Annotated in this window: 16 protein-coding genes; 4 read left to right on the forward strand and 12 right to left on the reverse strand. The window is 48.9% G+C overall.

What is annotated here, in order from left to right:
- Positions 1-97 precede the first annotated feature (97 nt).
- Complete coding sequence (locus WDY75_RS17020; protein ID WP_063479470.1) at positions 98-2,101, reverse strand: Na+/H+ antiporter; 2,004 nt, start codon at positions 2,099-2,101, stop codon at positions 98-100.
- Between the two features lie 201 nt (positions 2,102-2,302).
- Positions 2,303-3,061, reverse strand: coding sequence for an SDR family oxidoreductase (locus WDY75_RS17025; RefSeq protein ID WP_036639390.1), 759 nt, complete (start codon positions 3,059-3,061; stop codon positions 2,303-2,305).
- Positions 3,062-3,284: 223 nt separating this feature from the next.
- Here WDY75_RS17025 and WDY75_RS17030 point away from each other — a divergent pair, with 223 nt between their 5' ends.
- A complete protein-coding gene (locus WDY75_RS17030; protein ID WP_006210823.1) occupies positions 3,285-3,893 on the forward strand; it encodes a TetR/AcrR family transcriptional regulator in 609 nt (202 codons plus the stop codon).
- A 99-nt stretch (positions 3,894-3,992) separates the two neighbouring features.
- On the opposite strand, the gene WDY75_RS17035 is transcribed toward WDY75_RS17030, so the two are convergent.
- Complete coding sequence (locus WDY75_RS17035) at positions 3,993-4,748, reverse strand: SDR family NAD(P)-dependent oxidoreductase (protein WP_006210824.1); 756 nt, start codon at positions 4,746-4,748, stop codon at positions 3,993-3,995.
- A 49-nt stretch (positions 4,749-4,797) separates the two neighbouring features.
- Here WDY75_RS17035 and WDY75_RS17040 point away from each other — a divergent pair, with 49 nt between their 5' ends.
- Positions 4,798-5,256 (forward strand): hypothetical protein, encoded by a 459-nt coding sequence (locus WDY75_RS17040; RefSeq protein WP_231888066.1) that lies wholly within the window; start codon positions 4,798-4,800, stop codon positions 5,254-5,256.
- Between the two features lie 315 nt (positions 5,257-5,571).
- Here WDY75_RS17040 and WDY75_RS17045 read toward each other — a convergent pair whose 3' ends face one another.
- On the reverse strand, positions 5,572-7,254 hold the full coding sequence (locus WDY75_RS17045; protein ID WP_063479469.1) for a glycoside hydrolase family 2 protein: 1,683 nt from the start codon (positions 7,252-7,254) through the stop codon (positions 5,572-5,574).
- Between the two features lie 196 nt (positions 7,255-7,450).
- Between WDY75_RS17045 and WDY75_RS17050 the strand changes: the two genes are divergently transcribed.
- Entirely contained in the window at positions 7,451-8,287 is an 837-nt protein-coding gene (locus WDY75_RS17050) for an AraC family transcriptional regulator (RefSeq protein WP_063479468.1), read from the forward strand.
- A 135-nt stretch (positions 8,288-8,422) separates the two neighbouring features.
- Here the strand turns inward: WDY75_RS17050 and WDY75_RS17055 are convergent, their stop codons facing one another.
- The 3 genes from WDY75_RS17055 to WDY75_RS17065 form a co-directional block, all read right to left on the reverse strand.
- Positions 8,423-9,358 (reverse strand): LacI family DNA-binding transcriptional regulator, encoded by a 936-nt coding sequence (locus tag WDY75_RS17055; RefSeq protein ID WP_063479467.1) that lies wholly within the window; start codon positions 9,356-9,358, stop codon positions 8,423-8,425.
- Between the two features lie 158 nt (positions 9,359-9,516).
- Positions 9,517-10,848: an alpha/beta hydrolase gene (locus tag WDY75_RS17060; protein ID WP_063479466.1), complete on the reverse strand. Its 1,332-nt coding sequence runs from the start codon at positions 10,846-10,848 to the stop codon at positions 9,517-9,519.
- Positions 10,848-12,188 carry an alpha/beta hydrolase-fold protein gene (locus tag WDY75_RS17065; protein ID WP_063479465.1) on the reverse strand — a complete coding sequence of 447 codons (1,341 nt, stop codon included), beginning with the start codon at positions 12,186-12,188 and terminating at the stop codon, positions 10,848-10,850. Before WDY75_RS17065 ends, WDY75_RS17060 begins: the two co-directional genes overlap by 1 nt.
- Positions 12,189-12,590: 402 nt before the next feature.
- Here WDY75_RS17065 and WDY75_RS17070 point away from each other — a divergent pair, with 402 nt between their 5' ends.
- Complete coding sequence (locus WDY75_RS17070) at positions 12,591-13,940, forward strand: glycoside hydrolase family 64 protein (protein WP_063479463.1); 1,350 nt, start codon at positions 12,591-12,593, stop codon at positions 13,938-13,940.
- Positions 13,941-14,128: 188 nt separating this feature from the next.
- Here WDY75_RS17070 and WDY75_RS17075 read toward each other — a convergent pair whose 3' ends face one another.
- The 5 genes from WDY75_RS17075 to WDY75_RS17095 are packed head-to-tail and all read right to left on the reverse strand — an operon-like array spanning position 14,129 to position 18,521.
- Positions 14,129-15,136: a tyrosine-protein phosphatase gene (locus tag WDY75_RS17075; protein ID WP_063479462.1), complete on the reverse strand. Its 1,008-nt coding sequence runs from the start codon at positions 15,134-15,136 to the stop codon at positions 14,129-14,131.
- A 40-nt stretch (positions 15,137-15,176) separates the two neighbouring features.
- Entirely contained in the window at positions 15,177-16,016 is an 840-nt protein-coding gene (gene phnE, locus WDY75_RS17080) for a phosphonate ABC transporter, permease protein PhnE (protein ID WP_036639410.1), read from the reverse strand.
- Entirely contained in the window at positions 16,013-16,804 is a 792-nt protein-coding gene (gene phnE, locus WDY75_RS17085) for a phosphonate ABC transporter, permease protein PhnE (RefSeq protein ID WP_006210835.1), read from the reverse strand. Before phnE (WDY75_RS17085) ends, phnE (WDY75_RS17080) begins: the two co-directional genes overlap by 4 nt.
- Before the next feature lies 1 nt (position 16,805).
- Positions 16,806-17,573, reverse strand: a complete 768-nt coding sequence (gene phnC, locus WDY75_RS17090; protein WP_063479461.1) for a phosphonate ABC transporter ATP-binding protein — start codon at positions 17,571-17,573, stop codon at positions 16,806-16,808.
- A gap of 24 nt (positions 17,574-17,597) precedes the next feature.
- Positions 17,598-18,521: a phosphate/phosphite/phosphonate ABC transporter substrate-binding protein gene (locus WDY75_RS17095; RefSeq protein ID WP_063479460.1), complete on the reverse strand. Its 924-nt coding sequence runs from the start codon at positions 18,519-18,521 to the stop codon at positions 17,598-17,600.
- Positions 18,522-18,703 lie beyond the last annotated feature (182 nt).

Raw genomic sequence — 18,703 nt, forward strand, 5'->3', positions numbered from 1 at the left:
TCCTGATGGCAAGTGGGCAGCAAAAGATGCTGACCCCATGCTTCTCATTATTGTAACGTAAACCTGTCACTCCATCAAGCAGAACGAGGGCTCTCCCTTAATGACCCTCGTTCTCAACCAGTTCTTGAGACTCGAATAAGTTCGCCTCGCGATAATTTACATCCATCCTCAGATGGTTTGCCAGCGCACGATCCACCTCTCCCTGTTCAAACATTCGCTGAATCTCGTTACGCTCCGCTTGAATTGCTTTAAGCTCAAGCTCTCTGCGCTCGCTGCTCAGCTCGGGTTCCATTCGGCTCCATATTCGATCGTTCTCGATGTGATGCTCCATCGCGCGATAATCTGCGATAACGGCATGGGCAATTTCCAGGTTCTCTATAGGCTGCATGGCTTCGATCTCATGTATCGCTGCGCGGATCGCCTCCAGCTTCAGATCTTTATACATCTCCCAATCCGGATGACCGGGAGACATGGGGGTCTCTTTATGCTCCGGTTTTTGCAGCAGACCTCTCAGATGCCGCCATGATGCTTTCAACAGAAGTTTAAACTTATAACGGCTGCTAAGCAGCATTTCTACCCTGTTGAGCGAAGATTGGAATAGCTCCGCTATGTCAAGGGATACTCTTTTTTCCTTAAGCCAAACCTCCGCAACGTTACGTTCTGCTTCCAGCGCCTTCTGCCGAATCGTAATCGCAGCTTCCCAAAACTCCCGCATGTCGGCCTTATCCGAAATTTGAGATTGCTGAAGACGCTTGGTATATACGTAGATGAGCTGAAGGGCCTGCTCTTTGTTCTCATCCGTCATTTCTTCCCGCACAGCCCGAAGACCCGCTTGCAGCATATGCATCCGCGCTTCACGCTCATGATCTTTTGTTGAAACCGTCTCGGTATTCTTCTCACGGGTAAGCAGCGGCAGCAGAACACTGGCGATAATCAAAGTTAACAGAATGACACCCGCACAGATAAACAGCATTAAACTCCGCTCTGGAAAAGGGCTGTGATCCGCAAGTGTCAAGGGAATGGAGAAAGCCGCCGCCAATGTCAAGGCACCTCGAACTCCCGACAGGGCTGTCAACAGAGAAGTTTTAAACTGCCGGTTCGTTGAAGCCCACACCCAACCGAAACGCAGCAGGATCAGCACCGCCGTTATCAGTACAATGTAGCCGACCACTTGTCCGTTGTTATAGGCCGGGTCACTCCATATCTGATTAATAACTCCCGGAATTTCATGCCCCAGCAGGATAAACACCAACCCGTTTAGCGTATAGAGAATGACGGACCAGGTGCTGTCCGATACGACGCGGAGCTTAATGGATGCCGATCGCATGCGATCCCTCTCCACCGCATGGGTGACACCCGCTGCAACAACAGCCAGGATTCCGGATACATGGAATTCCTCTGCGATCAGGTAAATGATGAAGGGTGTCAGTATGATAATCAGCATATGCAGCGTAACGTCCTCCATACCAAGACGACGCAGCAGCATTCTGAACCATATCACAAGAAATCCTAACAGAGCGCCAACCACGATTCCTCCAACCGCAATGACAAAGAAGCTGCCGATCGCATTGGTTAAGGAGAAGTACCCCGTTACCGTAGCTGCGATGGCAAAATTGAACGCAACAAGTCCGGATGCATCATTCATAAGCGCTTCGCCTTCAAGCAAATGCATGATTTTCCCAGGCAGCTTGACTCTTCCCGATAAGGAGCCCACCGCAACCGCGTCGGTAGGAGAAAGTATCGCGGCCAGCGCAAAGGCTGCCGATAACGGTATGGCAGGAATAAGCCAGTGAATGAAAGGCCCCGCAATCAGGACGGTAGCAAACACAAGCCCAAGAGCAAGCAGCAGGATATAGGATCGCAGCTTCCATAACTCGTCACGCGGTGTAAGCTTACCATCGTTGAACAAGAGCGGTGCGATAAACAGCACCATGAACAATTCCGGATTTAACGGAACATGATGAAATCCGCGGATATAGGCGGCAACGATACCCAGTGCAATCTGGATCAGCGGAACGGGGATGAATGGCAGAAAACGATGAATGATGTTGGAAATGCCGACCAGGACCAGAAATGTTAGCACCATCAGAAATATTTCCATAGTCCGCCTGCTCCTCTCTATTTGGAATCCTCTATGTATCTTCATCATGTACAGCCATGAACTCATCAATAGGTTGCGTAGAAGAATAGCGGTTTATTTATCCGATGATAAGTTTAGTTACATCCGTCGCATTAGATAAAAAATAAACAGGGCTCCCTAAAGGAGTTATCCTTTAGAAAGCCCGTGGGGAACAATAATTTATTAATAGGCTGTCCAGCCTGCGTCGGCGGTCACGACAGTACCATTTACAAAGCTGGCTTCATCCGATGCGAGGAACAATACAACTTTTGCAATCTCTTCCGGTTCGCCTGCCCGGGGATTCAAGTTCATGCCGGCCATTGCTCTTTCCATGCCGAACGGATTCGGATCGTTGATGGTTGTGTTGATATTCGTGCTAACCCCGCCTGGAGCAACCGCGTTACAGCGAATGCCCTTCGTGGCGTACTGGAATCCAACATTCTTGGTCAAGCCGACAACAGCATGTTTAGCGGCTGTATAGGCTGCACCGGCTCTGGAACCCATAAGTCCGCCAGCCGATGCGATGTTCACGATAACACCGCTATTCTTCTCCAGGAAAATCGGCAACGATTTTCGGATGGTTCTCATCGGTCCGGTTGTATTGATGGCAAATACGCGGTCCCACAATTCATCGGTCACATCCGCGGCCGGAACAAAGTTGTCCATAATTCCCGCATTGTTGATCAAGATATCCAGTGTTCCATATTCATTCACGGTAGCGTCAACCAATTGCTGTACCTCTTCCTCCTTGGCAACATTTGCTGCCTGAGCAAGAGCTGTGCCTCCCTTGGCTACAATGCCGTCAACAACAACTTGTGCCGTTTCCAGACGGAGGTCAGACACAACAACCTTTGCCCCTTCGGCAGCAAACAGTTCAGCTATTGCTTTTCCCATACCGGAAGCAGCACCTGTAACAATTGCAACTTTACCAGATAATCTCATGTTTCATACCTCCATTAGTGGTTGTGAAATCGATGGAAATGACGAACATCATTCAACAACTGTTCAATGTACGACATATGTCAATTCTAGTATAACTATAGTATGATATAACTCACAATCATTAAAAAAAGCGAAACTGTGCGATAATGAACAAAAAGAATGGAATTGTTTATTTTTTATATATTTAAATTCGTTTTATATTTAACCGAAAGGAGTCGAATCTATGCAAACCTCGAAAAACATGACGGATCGGCGGATCATCCGCAGTAAAGAAGCATTGAAACAAGCGCTGCTATCCCTGCTGTCCCAGAAAAGCTTCTCCAGTATTTCTATCACGGAGATTGTTGAGCTGGCCAATTATAATCGTGGAACCTTCTACACCCACTATGACAACAAAGAAGCTCTGCTGGATGATATTCTCACCCCGCTAATGAAAGAACTGGTCGCTTCCTACAGGGCTCCTTACGGTGAAGTCGATGTGTTTCATATCGATGAGCTGCCCGCCAACGCAGTGAAAATATTCGACCATATCCATCTATATGCAGATGTGTATACCGCCCTGTTCAAAAGCGATGTTTTACCGCTTGTGCGGGATAAAATGTTCTCGGCATTAAAGCATATCGCCATGGAGGATCTGGACTATCCCAGCGGTGAGCTCAACCATGAGCTTCTGGTCATCTACAACATGCATGCCTTGATTGGCCTTGTGTCTCACTGGATTGAGAGCGGCTTCCAATATCCGGTCACTCACATGAGAGATCAGCTGATTCTTATGATCAACTGGCGTCCGAGAAGCGTAAAAACCCAAATCAAACGCACAGACAAACCGTGAAATATTGGAGCAGGGCTGCCACTGAAAAAAACCATCTACCGTTCAGGGATTTAACGAACGATTGGATGGTTTTTTAACGTGCTAGATCCTGCAAACCAGTTAAAGAGCTCCCATACCGCCATCAATCCGATATTGAGCACCTGTAATAAAGGTGCTTTCGTCAGATGCCAGGAACAGAACCAGATTTGCGATATCGCTGGTTTCTCCGTAACGCCCGAGCGGAATGGTTTTGGCAAGCGTGTGCTCATCCACTTTCATGCCGCTTTCGAGTGAACGCATCATTCTGGTATTCACCGGGGATGGATGAATCGAGTTTACCCGTACGTTCGATCCCGCTACCTCAATCGCCGCCGTTTTGGTCAAACCGACGACGGCATGCTTGGAAGCGATATAGGGAGCTACGCCAGGGCTGCCGTCAAGTCCTGCAACCGATGAAGTATTGATTACACTGCCGCTGCCTTGTTGGATCAGGTGTGGAAGCACATATTTCAACCCCAGAAACACGCCGCGAACATTGACGCTGAGGACTTGATCGAAATCCTCTACTTTCTGATCGACAAGCGGAGCCACTTTCCCTTCAATGCCCGCATTGTTGAAGAATACATCAATCCGGCCAAAGTGCTCGATGGCCCTCTTCACATAACTCTCGACCTCGGAAGCGTTCGTAACATCCGCTTTAATGGCGATAACCTCGCCATGACCATCAAGCTCACTCTTCGCCTTATCGAGGGCATCCTGCATGAGGTCTACAATGACAACCTTGGCTCCCTCTTTCAGGAATTTCTCGGCTGTAATCTTGCCGATCCCACCCGCTCCGCCCGTAATGACGGCTACTTTTCCAGCTAATCTGCTCATGCTTCATATCCTCCACAAGGTTCATAAGTAGTTCTATCTTAGTTCTATCGTGAACTATTCTTATCCCCCGGATGAAATCTTATTCCTGTTTCTCTATTGGCGAGGACTTCGGTTCATCCAAGAAGTGCTGGGAGCCATCCGTGCCGAAGTGGGAATCGACTACCCGGTGCAGTTGCGGGTATCCGCCTCCGATTTTTCCGATGGCGGTTTGACCCCTGCCGAGGTTGCGCTAGCCTTGACCTACCTGGAAGCTGAGCTTGATGCGGTGCATGTATCCTCTGGCGGCCTAGTCCCCGCTGCTCCGCTAGCCACACCGGAAGGCTACCAAACCCCTTATGCTGCCATGATCAAACAATATGTACAAATCCCCGTCATTGCAGTGGGCAATATCCGCACCCAAGCGCTCGCCAATTTCATTCTAGCAGATCAAATGACGGATTTAATAGCCATTGGCCGACCGCTGCTGGAAGATGCAAATTACGGGGAAAAGATGTTGGCGCTGGCTTAAATGTTTTACCGATAGGGAATTAGTGAGGGACTTGCGGCGCCTGCACGAGAGGGATTCCTCACTGCAAGAGGTGCGCTTTGGTATACTCCTGCAACTGGCTGTCCCCCAAAATTAGAAGCAATCTTGGGGGCAGCCATAATCTTATATAGAAATCCGCATCCAACGCATGTTCGACTATCAGCCCGGCCATCACGCGATATAATCAGACGCCTTCAAAACCCCTCGTGCTGAACATTTTCCCTGGCGTATCCATGACAGGCTGTTTTCCTATAGCATCGGTAGAAGTTGCGCTTTAATGTGCCGCTTCACCTAACATCATCGTCCCCGAAAATATCGCTTAACGGTTTCATAGGCCAGCTTGGGACGTCGATATTCATCCACAATGCCTTTACTGTTACGTGTACATGAACGGGCCAGCAGCCAGCCAAGGCCTTCCGTCACACGACAATCGCTGAATTGCCATATGAAAATGCCGGATATATAATCCCGTTCCAGGTAAGCCCTTAAATTGCTGTCGATAATATCGGCCTGCCTCTCCTCCGAGCCCTTCTCCCGATTCGGACTGCGGAATCCGTAAAACCCGTCCCCCCCGAACTCGCTTATGATCATGGGTTTCCCCTTTCCGCCTAACGCATCTGCCCAAAGCCTTGCCTGATCCGCCAGTTCTCCCGGATTCTCATTGGTATACCAACCGGGGTAAAGATTGAAAGACACAATCTCCGCCAAGTCAAAACACTTCTCTTGATCCCTGTGATGGGAAGCGAAGGAACGGGGCCTGCTTGGATCAAGCTCGCCGATGATCGTCAGCTGTTTCTCATAATGGGCTCTCCCCTCTTCGGTATGACTTGCACATTCATTAAGAATGGCCCATATAAGAATGGACGGATGGTTATAATGCTGCTGCACCATTTCACGTGTCACCTGCTCGCTCTGCCAGCCAAAATTCGGATTCAGCATTTGCTCTAGACTCAAGCCTCTGGCATGATTCTCTTCCCACACCGCAATACCGCGTTCATCACATAAATCGAGAAAACGCTCATCGTAGGGATAATGGCTCGTCCGAACGGCGTTACATCCCAGATCCGTGATAAGTTCCAAGTCTCTCACCATCAGATGAAGAGGAAGCGCTGATCCGGCCATGGGATGATCCTCATGCCGATTGACTCCTTGAAGAACGACATCCTTGCCGTTCAACTGGATTTTTCCGTTATCCGTCGTAATCGTCCGGAAACCTACGCGATCCAGCCAATCATCGCAATCGTAGCCTTCCTCTGTCGTAAGGATGGCTGTCAGTGCATAGAGGTTGGGATTTTCCAATGACCATTCCTTCACATCCGGATATGCCACCCACGAAGAAATCTCCACAGTTTCTCCCGACTTCACCAGGGACCTGCCCAGCTCCGCGTCTATTCCTGCAAGTATTCCTCGGATCGATACCATTCTCTCTGCCTGACCCATGTTTCGGACGACCACTTTCCATGAACCATGCCAACCAAGACCCTGCCTGACGGGTGTAAACATGACATTTTGAATGTATAAATCGCTTATTTCTTCTACGGCAACCGGCCGTATAATCCCTCCATAGGTGTAATAATCATTGGGTACATGGAGAGCGGAATCCTCATGAAATGAATTATCAACGTAGACCACCAAATCATGAGTACCAGCTTCTACCTGAGGGATGACACACTCAAAAGCAGTATATGCGTTATAATGACAGGCTTTCATTACGCCATCGAAATAAACATGAGCCGTATGGCTAACGCCTTTGAATTCCAAGCGGAGATTACTTCGTTGATGAAGGGTTACCTTCTGCCTATAGACGCCAATCCCCCGGTAGTTACCAAACTCGGGATGCATCTCCCAACAGCCCGGTACCGGTAATCGATATCGATACGCTCCTACCTTTTCCCCCATATAAGCAGCAGGCGTGAAATCCCAAAGTCCCTCAAGTTCCGTGCTCTTACGAATCTGGTGCGTGCTGAATAGTCGAATCATAGTAGGCCTCCTTTTAATCGTCCTTTTTAATAAACATAAAAGAACCCCTTCCCGAACACCATAGCCAAGAAGGGCATTTACATGTCAAAATCGCTCTTTTGAAAATTGGAATTCAACCCGTGGTTAGGATAAACTTAAGAAAGAACCACGTTCTAATCACTTTACCAAAAAAATCGACTTCAGAAGGTGAGTTGCTATGTATCAGATGCAGGACTTGGTTGTGCGAATTAATTGGTGTTTCCAAAAGATGACCTCCTCCAACTGGTCGGACATACGAAACAACACCACGCTGCACAGTTTTTATTGGATTCACGAAGGCAGCGGTGTTTTTCATACGGATCAAACGTATCAAGTCGAACCAGGTATGCTGTTTTACATGGAGCCTGGGCTGCGTATGCGCATGGCAAGCTCTACCGAATCCCCCCTGCTCATGAGCATGGTGTTGTTTGAATGCTGCGCTGTGCATTTTTCCACGGGTCAATGGCAGATGCCGGCAGCTGTTCCTCGACTGGATTTGCCGTTCGTCAAGAAATTCAATGGGGATATTGCTCTAAAACTGGATTCTACTTTCAGGGACGTTACGCATACGTGGGTACCGACTAATCCCGACAGTGAGCTGGAGAGCAGCGCCATTCTTCTCCGATTGATCGCAAAGCTGCATCAGCAGGAACAGACTCCTGTGCAAGAAGAGCAGGCTTTTGAACGATACGCTCGCATTAAGAAGGAGATCGAGAATCATTTCGCGGAGCCTCTTCATATCGAGCAGATGGCTCGGGAGCACGCCATTTCGGTCTCGTATCTGCGAAAACTATTCCTGAAGCACATCCACCTCCCGCCCAAAGACTATTTGACCGCCATCCGGATGCAGCACGCCGAACGCTACCTGACCTATACAAATCATACGTTGCGCGTAATCGCTCACGCCTGCGGCTACAGCGACGAATTTCATTTCAGCAAAGCCTTTCGTAAGTGGAAAGGAGTCGCACCAACGGAATTTCGAAACGGTGTTGCGCAGGTGTTGGGCAAATGTTGACAATGAACCGCTCTCTACCATAGCACCACACTCGTTTATAAGAGCAATATCTAAAAAGTTGATGGTGTGCAGCTGCAGCATCAAGCACGAAAAAACGGCAGCCGATGTTAACCGACTGCCGTTTTTTTACACTTGTTATGCTAGCGTCTCCCCATGAACGATCTTCTGTAAAATATGGTTGTTCGGATAATGATCCTGTGGGCGGGCAATGTACTGAATCATAACTTCGGCCGCTTCCCGGTAAGCGTCAGCATCAAAAACAACGGTCTCCGCCCTCCCGGAGATTAGTTCTGGGCAACCGCTTGTACACAAAGCGGCGAGCCTGCCTGCGGTGTCAAAACGGAGTGCCTGTTCGCACAAGAATTCATTGATGACAACGCCCGGTAGACCTGAGTATTGAGCGAGAAACTTTTCAAGCTCCGAAGCGCTGGAATAAACATGCATCCGCTTCTCGTCCATGCCGGCCATTTCCCTAATCTGCTCCGTCATGCCGTGATCGACATAATGGTCGATCAGAAGAAATTGCGGCTCGGCTCCAAGTCGCCTTGCAGCTTCCTCGATGCCCGCCTCAAAATCCGGGACAACCGTATGGAAGAGAGGGTCATCAAGCGATGTATCGATCCCGATGATGGGAATCCCGACACCGTAATGCTTGGAGATCCGATGAAAAATGGAGGAAGAAGCATTCAGAGTGAAGACCCCGTCCAGCTCCCTCTCCAACAGAATCGGAAGTTTGGAGAATTGCGGGTCGATATAAGAAACGACCAGCTGGTATCCAGCGTCGTTCAAATGCTTCCCTAGATGATACAATGCCTGTGAATACCGATAACGTGCCCAGTAAGGTTCACCCGTCTGATCGGGTAACAGAACGCCGATCAGCTCCGACTTGCCGCTTTTCAGCGCCAGTGCTGTTAAGTTTCGTTTATAATTGAGCCTTTGGGCAGCTTTCATTACTCTTTCCCGTGTTTCGGCAGAGATCGATTGATTATTCACGTTGTTCAGAATATAGGAAACGGTCGCCACCGATACGCCCGCTTCCTCGGCAATCACCTTCATAGTTACTTTTTTCATGTGTTTCAGCATCCTTTACTCAATCTCAATCGGCGGCTTTCGCATCAGAAGCCGTGTTTGCTAGGTTAATCATAAAGAATGCTCATTCGTACGTCAACGAACGAAGCGGACAAGGTTTATGCTCATGTAAACATCAATCAAGCGGTGCTACCTTAGGATTAGAATGCCTGTCCCCGCGTCCATTGGATTACCTCGTATTGTAATTTTAAATCACCGTTCACAACGAAGTGTCGTTGTACAGAAACTTTTCCCTCATGATCCGCTTCCATAAGGCCTGATTCCTCGGTGATATGAAAAGAGAATCCTGCATTTAACGGAAGCTCGGCCTCGGCTTCATAAATGCCAACCCCCTTCTTCACCAGCGGAATCCCCGCATGAATTCTGGCGTCTTCTGGCGTATCCGTCGGCACGCGCACTCGGATCGCAACGTTCGCCTTCTCCCGCAGATGAGGCAGCACGGTCAACGGATGGAGGGCGCTGCCGAGTCGGCCCTTCTCATACCGCACACAGCAATCACCTATTGACCGTGGTACGATCAAACCATGCTCATCGATATGCGCACTGTCTTCTGGATGCAATACGAGTTCGGCTTCTCCGTCCACGATGGTCAGGCCTCCTGCGTACCGGAGCAACGGGTGCACATAGGTCGGCTTACCCTCCATCCCCGCCACCCGGCTGCCTGTGAGCTCCACTCCGTCTGGTTCCCCCAGATGACCGAACAAGAATAGCAGCGGTCCATGAACCCGATCCGCCCAAGCCTCTTCGTTATGTACTGCTTCCGGAAAATACCCGAAAGCCAGCTCCTCCCCATAACGATAGCCTAGACGCAAGAGGCGTGCGGCCATCTCCCGGACGTGGTCCGCCAGCACTGTCATCCCCTCCATGCCCCCGGTATCGATCCAGAGCTTAAGAGGTCCTTTCTCCTCATATTGATTGAATATGGGTTCATGGCTTAAAGAACTCTCATGATATTGATAGAAATAGGGCGACAACATAGCCACCTTGCCGAAAACGTCGGGTCGATTGAAACCAAGATGATACGTGACCAGCCCTCCTCTGGAGGAACCCATCAGTCCCGTATCACGGCTTTCACGTTTCGTTCGGAAGGATCGGTCTACGAATGGCTTCAGCTCTCTGATTAAAAAGCGTTCGTATGCTTCTCCACGGCATGGATATGGCAACCGCTCTGCAAATGGGCCTCCATGCGCGTATTCCTCGTTTCGGAGCAAGCCCGCATTGCCTATGGCAACAATGATAATCTCCTCCATCCGGCCTTCCGAAATCAGCCGGTTGCACACATGGTCCAGACGCCAGGACTGACCATTAAAGCCAGAATGAAATACATTCTGCCCGTCATGGACATATAGAACCGGGTACCGCGTCTGTGTATCGCGGTCGTAACTTGGCGGCAAATAAATGTGAATGTCGCGGACGTTATTCATGACCGTTGAATAGAACGATTGAAACGTAATGATTCTGGCACAACTCATTACGATAGCTCCCCTTTCGTATGTTCTCCTGCAGGCAAATCAATCCAATTGTCCACTATATACGAAACTTTCTGATCTCTGTCAGCGTTTAATCTTCGGTACGGTACCGGGCGGTTCTGATCATCCGCTTCTTCCTTCTCATACCCCCGTGAAACCTTGAATCGGAAACAGACTCCCCTCGGAAGGCGGGCAGTACCCCTGTAGAGACCCTTTCGGACCTTCGATAGCTTAAATACCGCATGAATGGATGCATCCTCAGGTGTCGTGTCCGGTACACTCACCTCTACTTCCACCGTGACGGTAGCCGAGAGTTTCTCTACGACCGCGATTTTCATGCTTGCCTGTAAATTGCGGTTCTGATATCGAACTATCGTTTCTCCCGGCTTCCTAGGATGCAGCCTTCCTTCAGGCGTCACCTCCAGAATTGCGGGATGATCGACGGTATAGCCTCCTTCTAAGTCGGTGTACATCAACCCGTTGTCCAGCGTTACGACTGCGTTTAGCGTTGCGGAAGCCCCCTCCATTCCGACCGTATCAGGTCCGAACAAGTCAACTCGTTGGGAGACGCCCTCCCTGCCAAAAAAGAATCGCAGCGGAAGCTGCGCACGTCTTCCCCAATCGGTCTCAGCATGCGCGGCGTCAGGTTCCTCGTAGAAATACAACGTCTCCCCTTGTACGCAACCGCTGCTTAACAGTTCTTCCGCCACCGAACGAACGTGAATCGGCATGAAGAAACCTTCGGCTCCACCGATGTCGAGCCATAGCTTTTGACCGGGATTTGGCTTATGCGGCCGATACTGCTTCTGTTCGACAAACGTCTCTTCATCCAGATGGACAAAGAACGGGGACAGCATCCCGAGCAAACCGAATACATCAGGATTCCGCATACCGATGTTGTAAGTCGCAAGTCCTGCGGCTGAGGAACCCATCAGTGCTGTATGGGAAGCGTCCGACAGCGTCCGAAACATTCGATCGATGATCGGCTTCAACTCGTAAATCAGGAAAAATTCATATTGCTCACCCAGCATTTGAATCGGATACGCACATTGATCGTGGAAATACTCACTCGCTCCCTCGTTTTGCTTATGTTCAACCGCAACCACTATAATCTCCTGGATCTCACCGTTTCGAATCAAACCGTCCAGCGTCTCCCGAAGCCCCCAGGTTTCTCCCGATCGCTTGCGGGATTGAAATACATGCTGTCCAACATGCATGTAAAGCACGGGGTACCTTAGGCTTTGCAAGTCATCGTAGCTTGGAGGCAAATAGATCCAGGCATCTCTTTCGTTGTTCAATCGACTTGCATTAAGACCAGATAAGCTAAGAATCCGGGATTCCATTCGTTCTATTCCACCTTTCATTTCAATATTTACAACTTAATCGATTAAGTGAAAGTGATATATAGTCCTTTTTCTTGTCTCATCGATGATGTGTAAATCCTTACTAAAATAACGTTTATGATGGCCGCTCAAGTTTAACTTAAACGATTAAGTTTATTCAGAGTATAATTGCTTTTCTCTTGAACTGTCAATCCTATTTGACCCGAATTTTGAATCCCTCATCCGAAATCTCGCTCCTGTAATTGCTTCGGAGATGTCATTATAATACTGATTGTAAGCGCATTTATTGGTTTATATATATTATTTTTGATGAAGAGGGTGATATGTGTAAAATGGGTCGCTGAGCCCCCCTGCCCAGCAGATGCATCTTGTAATCTAATTTCATACTTAGGAGGAACAATGATGAGAAAATGCTTGTCTTCCCTGCTAGTCTTGTTCATGCTGGTTACATCCTTTTCCTTGTTTAATTCCAGAGCAGAGGCTGCTGACTACACCCAAGGGGTTGAACTATCCGGGGCTGTGGCGACGGTCTGGTTTAAATCAACCGTGAATACGAGCTGGGTGGATATTCATTATCAAATTAATGGCGGCCCCCAGCAAAATTATCGAATGGCCAATAATAGCGGCAAATCCCGATATGAGCAGGCCATCTCAGGCATAAACAGTGGCTCCGTTATTACTTATTTCTTCACTTACAACAATGGAACTCCCGCTTACGATACCGGCACATTCACATATACTGCTGGCAATACTCCTCCACCATCCAATTCTTCCGGTTCCATCTACGACATCAATCCGTCCACCATTCCCGTTGCACCAGGCGGCTCCATATCCATGAAAATATTAAACGGCACAGGAGGCGCATACGCCGACAACCAAGTATACTGGGGCGTTCTCGGCATAAACCCTGCCAACAATAAGTGGAGTTATCTGGATTTAAGCGGAAATTTGGTGCCGATTTCTACGGCTCTGAATGATGCGCCCGGACATCTGACTAAAAATGGGATCAATTATGCCAATATCTATCATACCGTGAGTGACGCATCGTGGGTGAATCTGCCCAAAATTACATCCGGCCGAATGTTTCTAAGCGTAGGCACACCGCTCTATATTAAGACTTACAACGATGGATTTGCCGGACCTGATATCAACAATCCCACCGATCCGAACCGGAACATTTACTTCGATTTTGTCGAATTTACGATTGACAACGCAGGGTATCATGGAAATACGACCCGTGTTGATGGTTTTGGTTTCCCCATTCAACATCGTCTCGTAAACCAATCGGGCTCCTACGATAAGACCGTTGGCGAGCTTGAATCGGAAACCCGTGCCGGGATATTCACCAAATATCAGAATGAGGTGCCTGCCGCTTTCAAATCACTTGCAACGATACAGGCTCCGTACCGGATTGTAGCACCGATTCATGGCTCCTTTGCTCCAGGCGGAGCCAATGCCAATTATTTTAGCGGATACTCAAGCTACAGCACGCAGGACATTCTAAGATGTGATGGTGCGCTTACAGATGCTGCCACTTGCGCAGCCATTAACCGTCATGTATACACAACGAGCGACTGGAATACGGTATCCAACTATTATAAAGCTGCACCAGCGAATTTTTATGCGAAATTCTGGCATGATCATAGCATCGACCGTTTGGCATACGGTTTTGCCTATGATGATGTCAACGGTCAAGCCGCTTATTTAGAGGTAGGTGATCCAAAAGGACTCATTATCCGCGTTGGCTGGTAACCAGCTTGCCGCTTTATAGCCAACATGTATGAATAAAAATCCAGACACCCTCTTGTTTAAAGAGGGTGTTTGAAACATTCAAGACAAACCAACCGTATAGTTTAACAATCCGCAGATTATGAGGATGGAATGTACGTGAACGTATGGGTACGGTTGAGCTGATCATTATCTACGAGTAAGACGTCCATCTATACCAAGTACTTGTTTTTAAGTACCGTTCTTTCTTCCTCAGTAACGCCAAGCCCTTCATGAAGATACCGATCAAAGGATCCGTAATTCTCATCAATTGCTTCGAGCGAAGCCTGTATAAAGTTAGCTTTCATCATTTCCGGGATCTCTCCTGTCTTTCCCATTAACTCAGGCATATGGTCCATGTAATCCTTGCTGTCTGCCAGGAAACGCTTCATGAGTTCATCCACCGCCAGATTGGTCAATTCGTAATCCTCGATGACCACATCGCGCGGCACACCCAGCGTGAGAAGAATAAGCGCGCATACCACCCCTGTACGGTCCTTGCCGGCAGCACAGTGGAACAAAGACGTGTACCGACCTTCCTGTAACAGCTCATGAAGAATGAGCGAACACTTCTCCGTATTCATCATCATGGCTTTGTAACCTGCGTTCAGGTCAAGTCCGATCTTCTCCATATCCTCCGGATTAGCTTCCGCCATAAAGGGGATATTCGTATTGATTGCCTTGCCCATTGCGGGGCTCGGACGTTTCGCTACCTCGAAATCGCTGCGCAAGTCGCATATCCAGTCAATGTCGAGTGTACCTGCTATATGCAGATCCTGCTCACTCAGTTCATGCAGATCGGCGGAGCGAAGCAGTGCTCCCCAGCGAGTGGTCCGTCCATCCTCTGTAAGGTATCCGCCCATATCACGGAAATTGATCACTCCGTCTGTATTGATCATACGGTCATATATTGTTGAGACAGAGCCATCGTTGAACTTTAGGTGATAGTAATTGCGACCCGGGGACTGTGTTCTTGTTACAGAAGCAGCCTCCAGATCGATATGAGCTTCAAGCCGCGCGCTTTGGGACTCGTCAAATTCCAGTTGATTTGAAAGGTAGATACCCTCGACTTCAACATGTGCAGCCGTATTCCAGGACATCGTAATCCGGTTGCTAACGCTGTATTTGGCTTGAACTAAGGGGCCCTGCTTTACTAGGTTGTTTGATATTGATATAGACATGATCAGAACTCCTCATTTCCTATTTTTATTTAACAAGTGGTTAGTGTTTACGAACTTTCAGATTCATTTTATATCGATTCGCCACAAGCTCTACGCTGAATACCATGATAAAGATAACGAGACCGACAAACAAAGCCCCGGCAAAATTATACGATTTCATCGCATGGGTCAGCTCATATCCGATACCGCCTGCACCGACTGCGCCAAGAATCGTAGATTCTCCAAGGTCCCCCTCGAACCGCAGTACGCACCAGGCAATAAAGGCCGTCTTTACCGTTGGCAAAATACCCTGCATGACGATGGCAAGCCAGCTGGCGCCGGTGGCCTGCATCGCTTCCAGCACGCCTTTGTCGACCTCTTCCAGCGATTGCGCGAATACTTTAATGAGCATACCTGCCGCAGACACGGTAATAGCCAGCACGCCTGGAAGCGATCCAAGCCCGACAGACACGATAAAAATAAGCGCCCACACGACAGTCGGTATCGCACGCAGCAGCGAAGCGGCACTTTGGATGATCCACGCAATGAACGGATGGGGCGTCAGATTGCTTGCTGCCAAAAAGGAGAGAAAAAAAGCAATCAGGATACCCAGCACGGTTCCCAGAATGGCGACCTGCAACGATTCCATCGCTGCCAGAAGCACATGCCGCCACGCCGTAAAGTCGGGAGGAAACATGACTTGGACAATGCCCATGAGCTTCATGAAACCTGCGGCGATCCGGGAATAGTCGAATTGCAGCTGAATTAAGCTGAACACAAACAGCAAGGCAACAAGAGGCATTCCCACCACAAGAAGGCGGTTCTTTTTGGGTTTTTTGGGCTCCGCCATAGACGTAAGCACCGTCAGGGATGGTTTTGGCTCATTCCATTGCGCCCTCATATGATCCGCTCCCTTACACGATTGGTGATCGTTTCAACTACAAGAACAATGACAAGCACGAGAAGTACAGCCATGCTGGCTTTCTGGTACTGAAACAATTTCAGATTGGATTGCAGAATAAAACCGAGGCCTCCCCCGCCAACCATCCCGACAATCGTCGAAGCGCGCACATTAATTTCGAAATTGTACAGGCTCCAGCCGATAAATCCAGGCATGAATTGCGGGATGACCGCTTGAGACAATACTTGAAAATAACTACCTCCAGCCGCGCGAACCGCTTCTACCTGACCCATATCGATCTCCTCAAGCACCTCCGCAAAGGATCGGGTCAGCATGCCTATCGAGATCAATATGAGCGACATCGTGCCAACGATAGTGCCAAGCCCGAAAGCTGCGACCAGCAGGATAGTCCAGATGACAACCGGAATGTTCCGGAACAACGACGTAGCCGCTCGGACAAACACCTGCAGATAAGGATGCGGACTTGTCGTGGCTGCCGCTAAGAAGGACAGGAGTCCGGCTACAATCGAACCGATAACCATCGCCACGACGCTCATGTATATGGTCTGCATCGCAGGCTCGAGGAGCTTCGGCAGTGAAGAGAAATCCGGCGGCAGAAAATCGAGAAAGATAAAGCGAAAGCTTTCCCCCACCCCTGCAAACAGCGCGGGAAGCGAAAATTCTGCGCCGATTGAAGACCAGATAACAAGAGCCAGCAGCACTATGAGGAACAGTATCGTCTGGGTCCGTTTCATTTTACGAGCGGATTGCATTTGTGCCGCATTCATGTCAGGCGGTCTCCTTCACTTTAGCATGGCTCTGGTTGTAGATGAGCTGGATCATATCGTCTGTGAGCTCCTCAGGGGACCCGTCAAACACTTTGGAACCTTTGTGGATACCAATGATGCGGGTGGCATACTTCTTGGCGATTTCAACCTGATGAAGATTGCACAGGCAGGCGATGCCCTCCTCCTTGCAGATCGTGTACAGATAATGCATGATCGTCAAAGAGGAAGCCGGATCCAGGCTCGCAATCGGTTCATCCGCCAAAATCAAGTCCGGCTTCTGGGATAAGGCTCGCGCAATCCCTACTCGCTGCTGCTGGCCTCCACTAAGCTCATCTGCGCGTTTGTACATTTGCTCATATAACCCGACACGCTGCAGCATGCTCTTGGCAGCTTCCGTATCCGATTTGGAGTAGAGGCCAAGCGCGCCCTTGAACGGACTCATATAACCGAGGCGGCCATGAAGCACATTTTTGATTACCGATACGCGGGTGACAAGATTATATCCCTGAAAAATCATGCCCATATGGCGGCGCATTTCGCGAAGCTTTTTCCCCTTGATCCCCATTGTCTCCTCGCCTTTAAAACGTATCTTCCCGTTTGTCGGCTCGATCATACGGTTCAAGCTGCGCAGCAATGTGCTCTTGCCAGCACCACTGGGTCCGATAACAACAACGAACTCTCCCGTACGAATCTCTAAATTCAGGTTGTCAAGTGCTTTAGTTCCATCCGGATATATTTTAGACAGGCCTTCCACTTGCAATAGTGTCATGTTTAAATCCTCCCTTGTTTATCTCTATTTGCTCAGCAATTCCTCAGGGGACATTTCAAGCGCTTTAGCGACTTTACGAATCGGATCAAAATCACTGTCGCTCCCCTCTACAAATGAAGAAGCGCCTACGCTTTCCATAAACTCAGGATTTTTAGTGTGATAATCCAGCATAAGCTCTCGAAGCTTGGTTACCAGCTCTTCAGGCAGATCTTGCCGATACAGCAGCGGAGCACCGCCAACGATGGGCTCGGACTCGGCGATCACGCGGAAATCTTCTTCTTTAACAAGACCCGATTCTGCCAGCATCGGCAGCATCAAACTGGACGTTCCGATTGCGTCGGCATTGTTATTTGTCAGGGCAAGGAGCGATTTGTCATGTCCGCCCGAGAAGGCGACGCTGCCGAAAAAGGATTCCAGCTCATTGTTTGCCAGGCCGAGTTCATTCATCAGCGTGGCACGGGGATACAAGTTACCTGAAGTCGATGCCGGATCGACGAATAGAAAATCTTTGCCTTTCAAATCTTTTACACTTTGATAAGGGGAGTCTTCACGAACGAGAATGACGGTGTTGGATGATTGTCCACTTTCAGAACGGACAAGCAGCTTGGCGTTCGCCCGCTCCGTTGCGATGATGTAGCCAAACGGACCAATGAGTCCAATCTCGATTTTACCTGCACGAAGCGCTTCAATAACCATATTGTAATCCTCAGCTACAAATATTTCGGCAGGAATGCCTGTTGCATCTGTAATGTCTTTGGCCAACTGCTCCTGGGAACGATTCATCTCCCCCTCTTCACTTGGCATCATGCCCACGCGGATGACTTCCGGAATTCCTTCGCTCCCGGATTCGGAACTTGCGGCAGTTCCGCAGCCGGAGAGAATAACCATCATCATGACAAGCGTTAGAATCAAACTTTGGCGACCTGTGTGTCTTTTGTTTTTTAGCATCCTATATCCTCCTGAAATAGATATCATATTCTGTGGTACACAAGTAGGATACAAGTTGAATGTAAGAAGGATATCTTCGCAGATGAACAGGTTTGTTAAATTTCCGAATTGGTTGCGCACCTTCTTAGAAGACTGTTAATATAGGGTAAAATGTTAAAATAACGTAGAGTGTCGAAAGAGAC

The sequence above is a fragment of the Paenibacillus glucanolyticus genome (genome assembly GCF_037333485.1).
GTDB lineage: Bacteria > Bacillota > Bacilli > Paenibacillales > Paenibacillaceae > Paenibacillus_AQ > Paenibacillus_AQ glucanolyticus.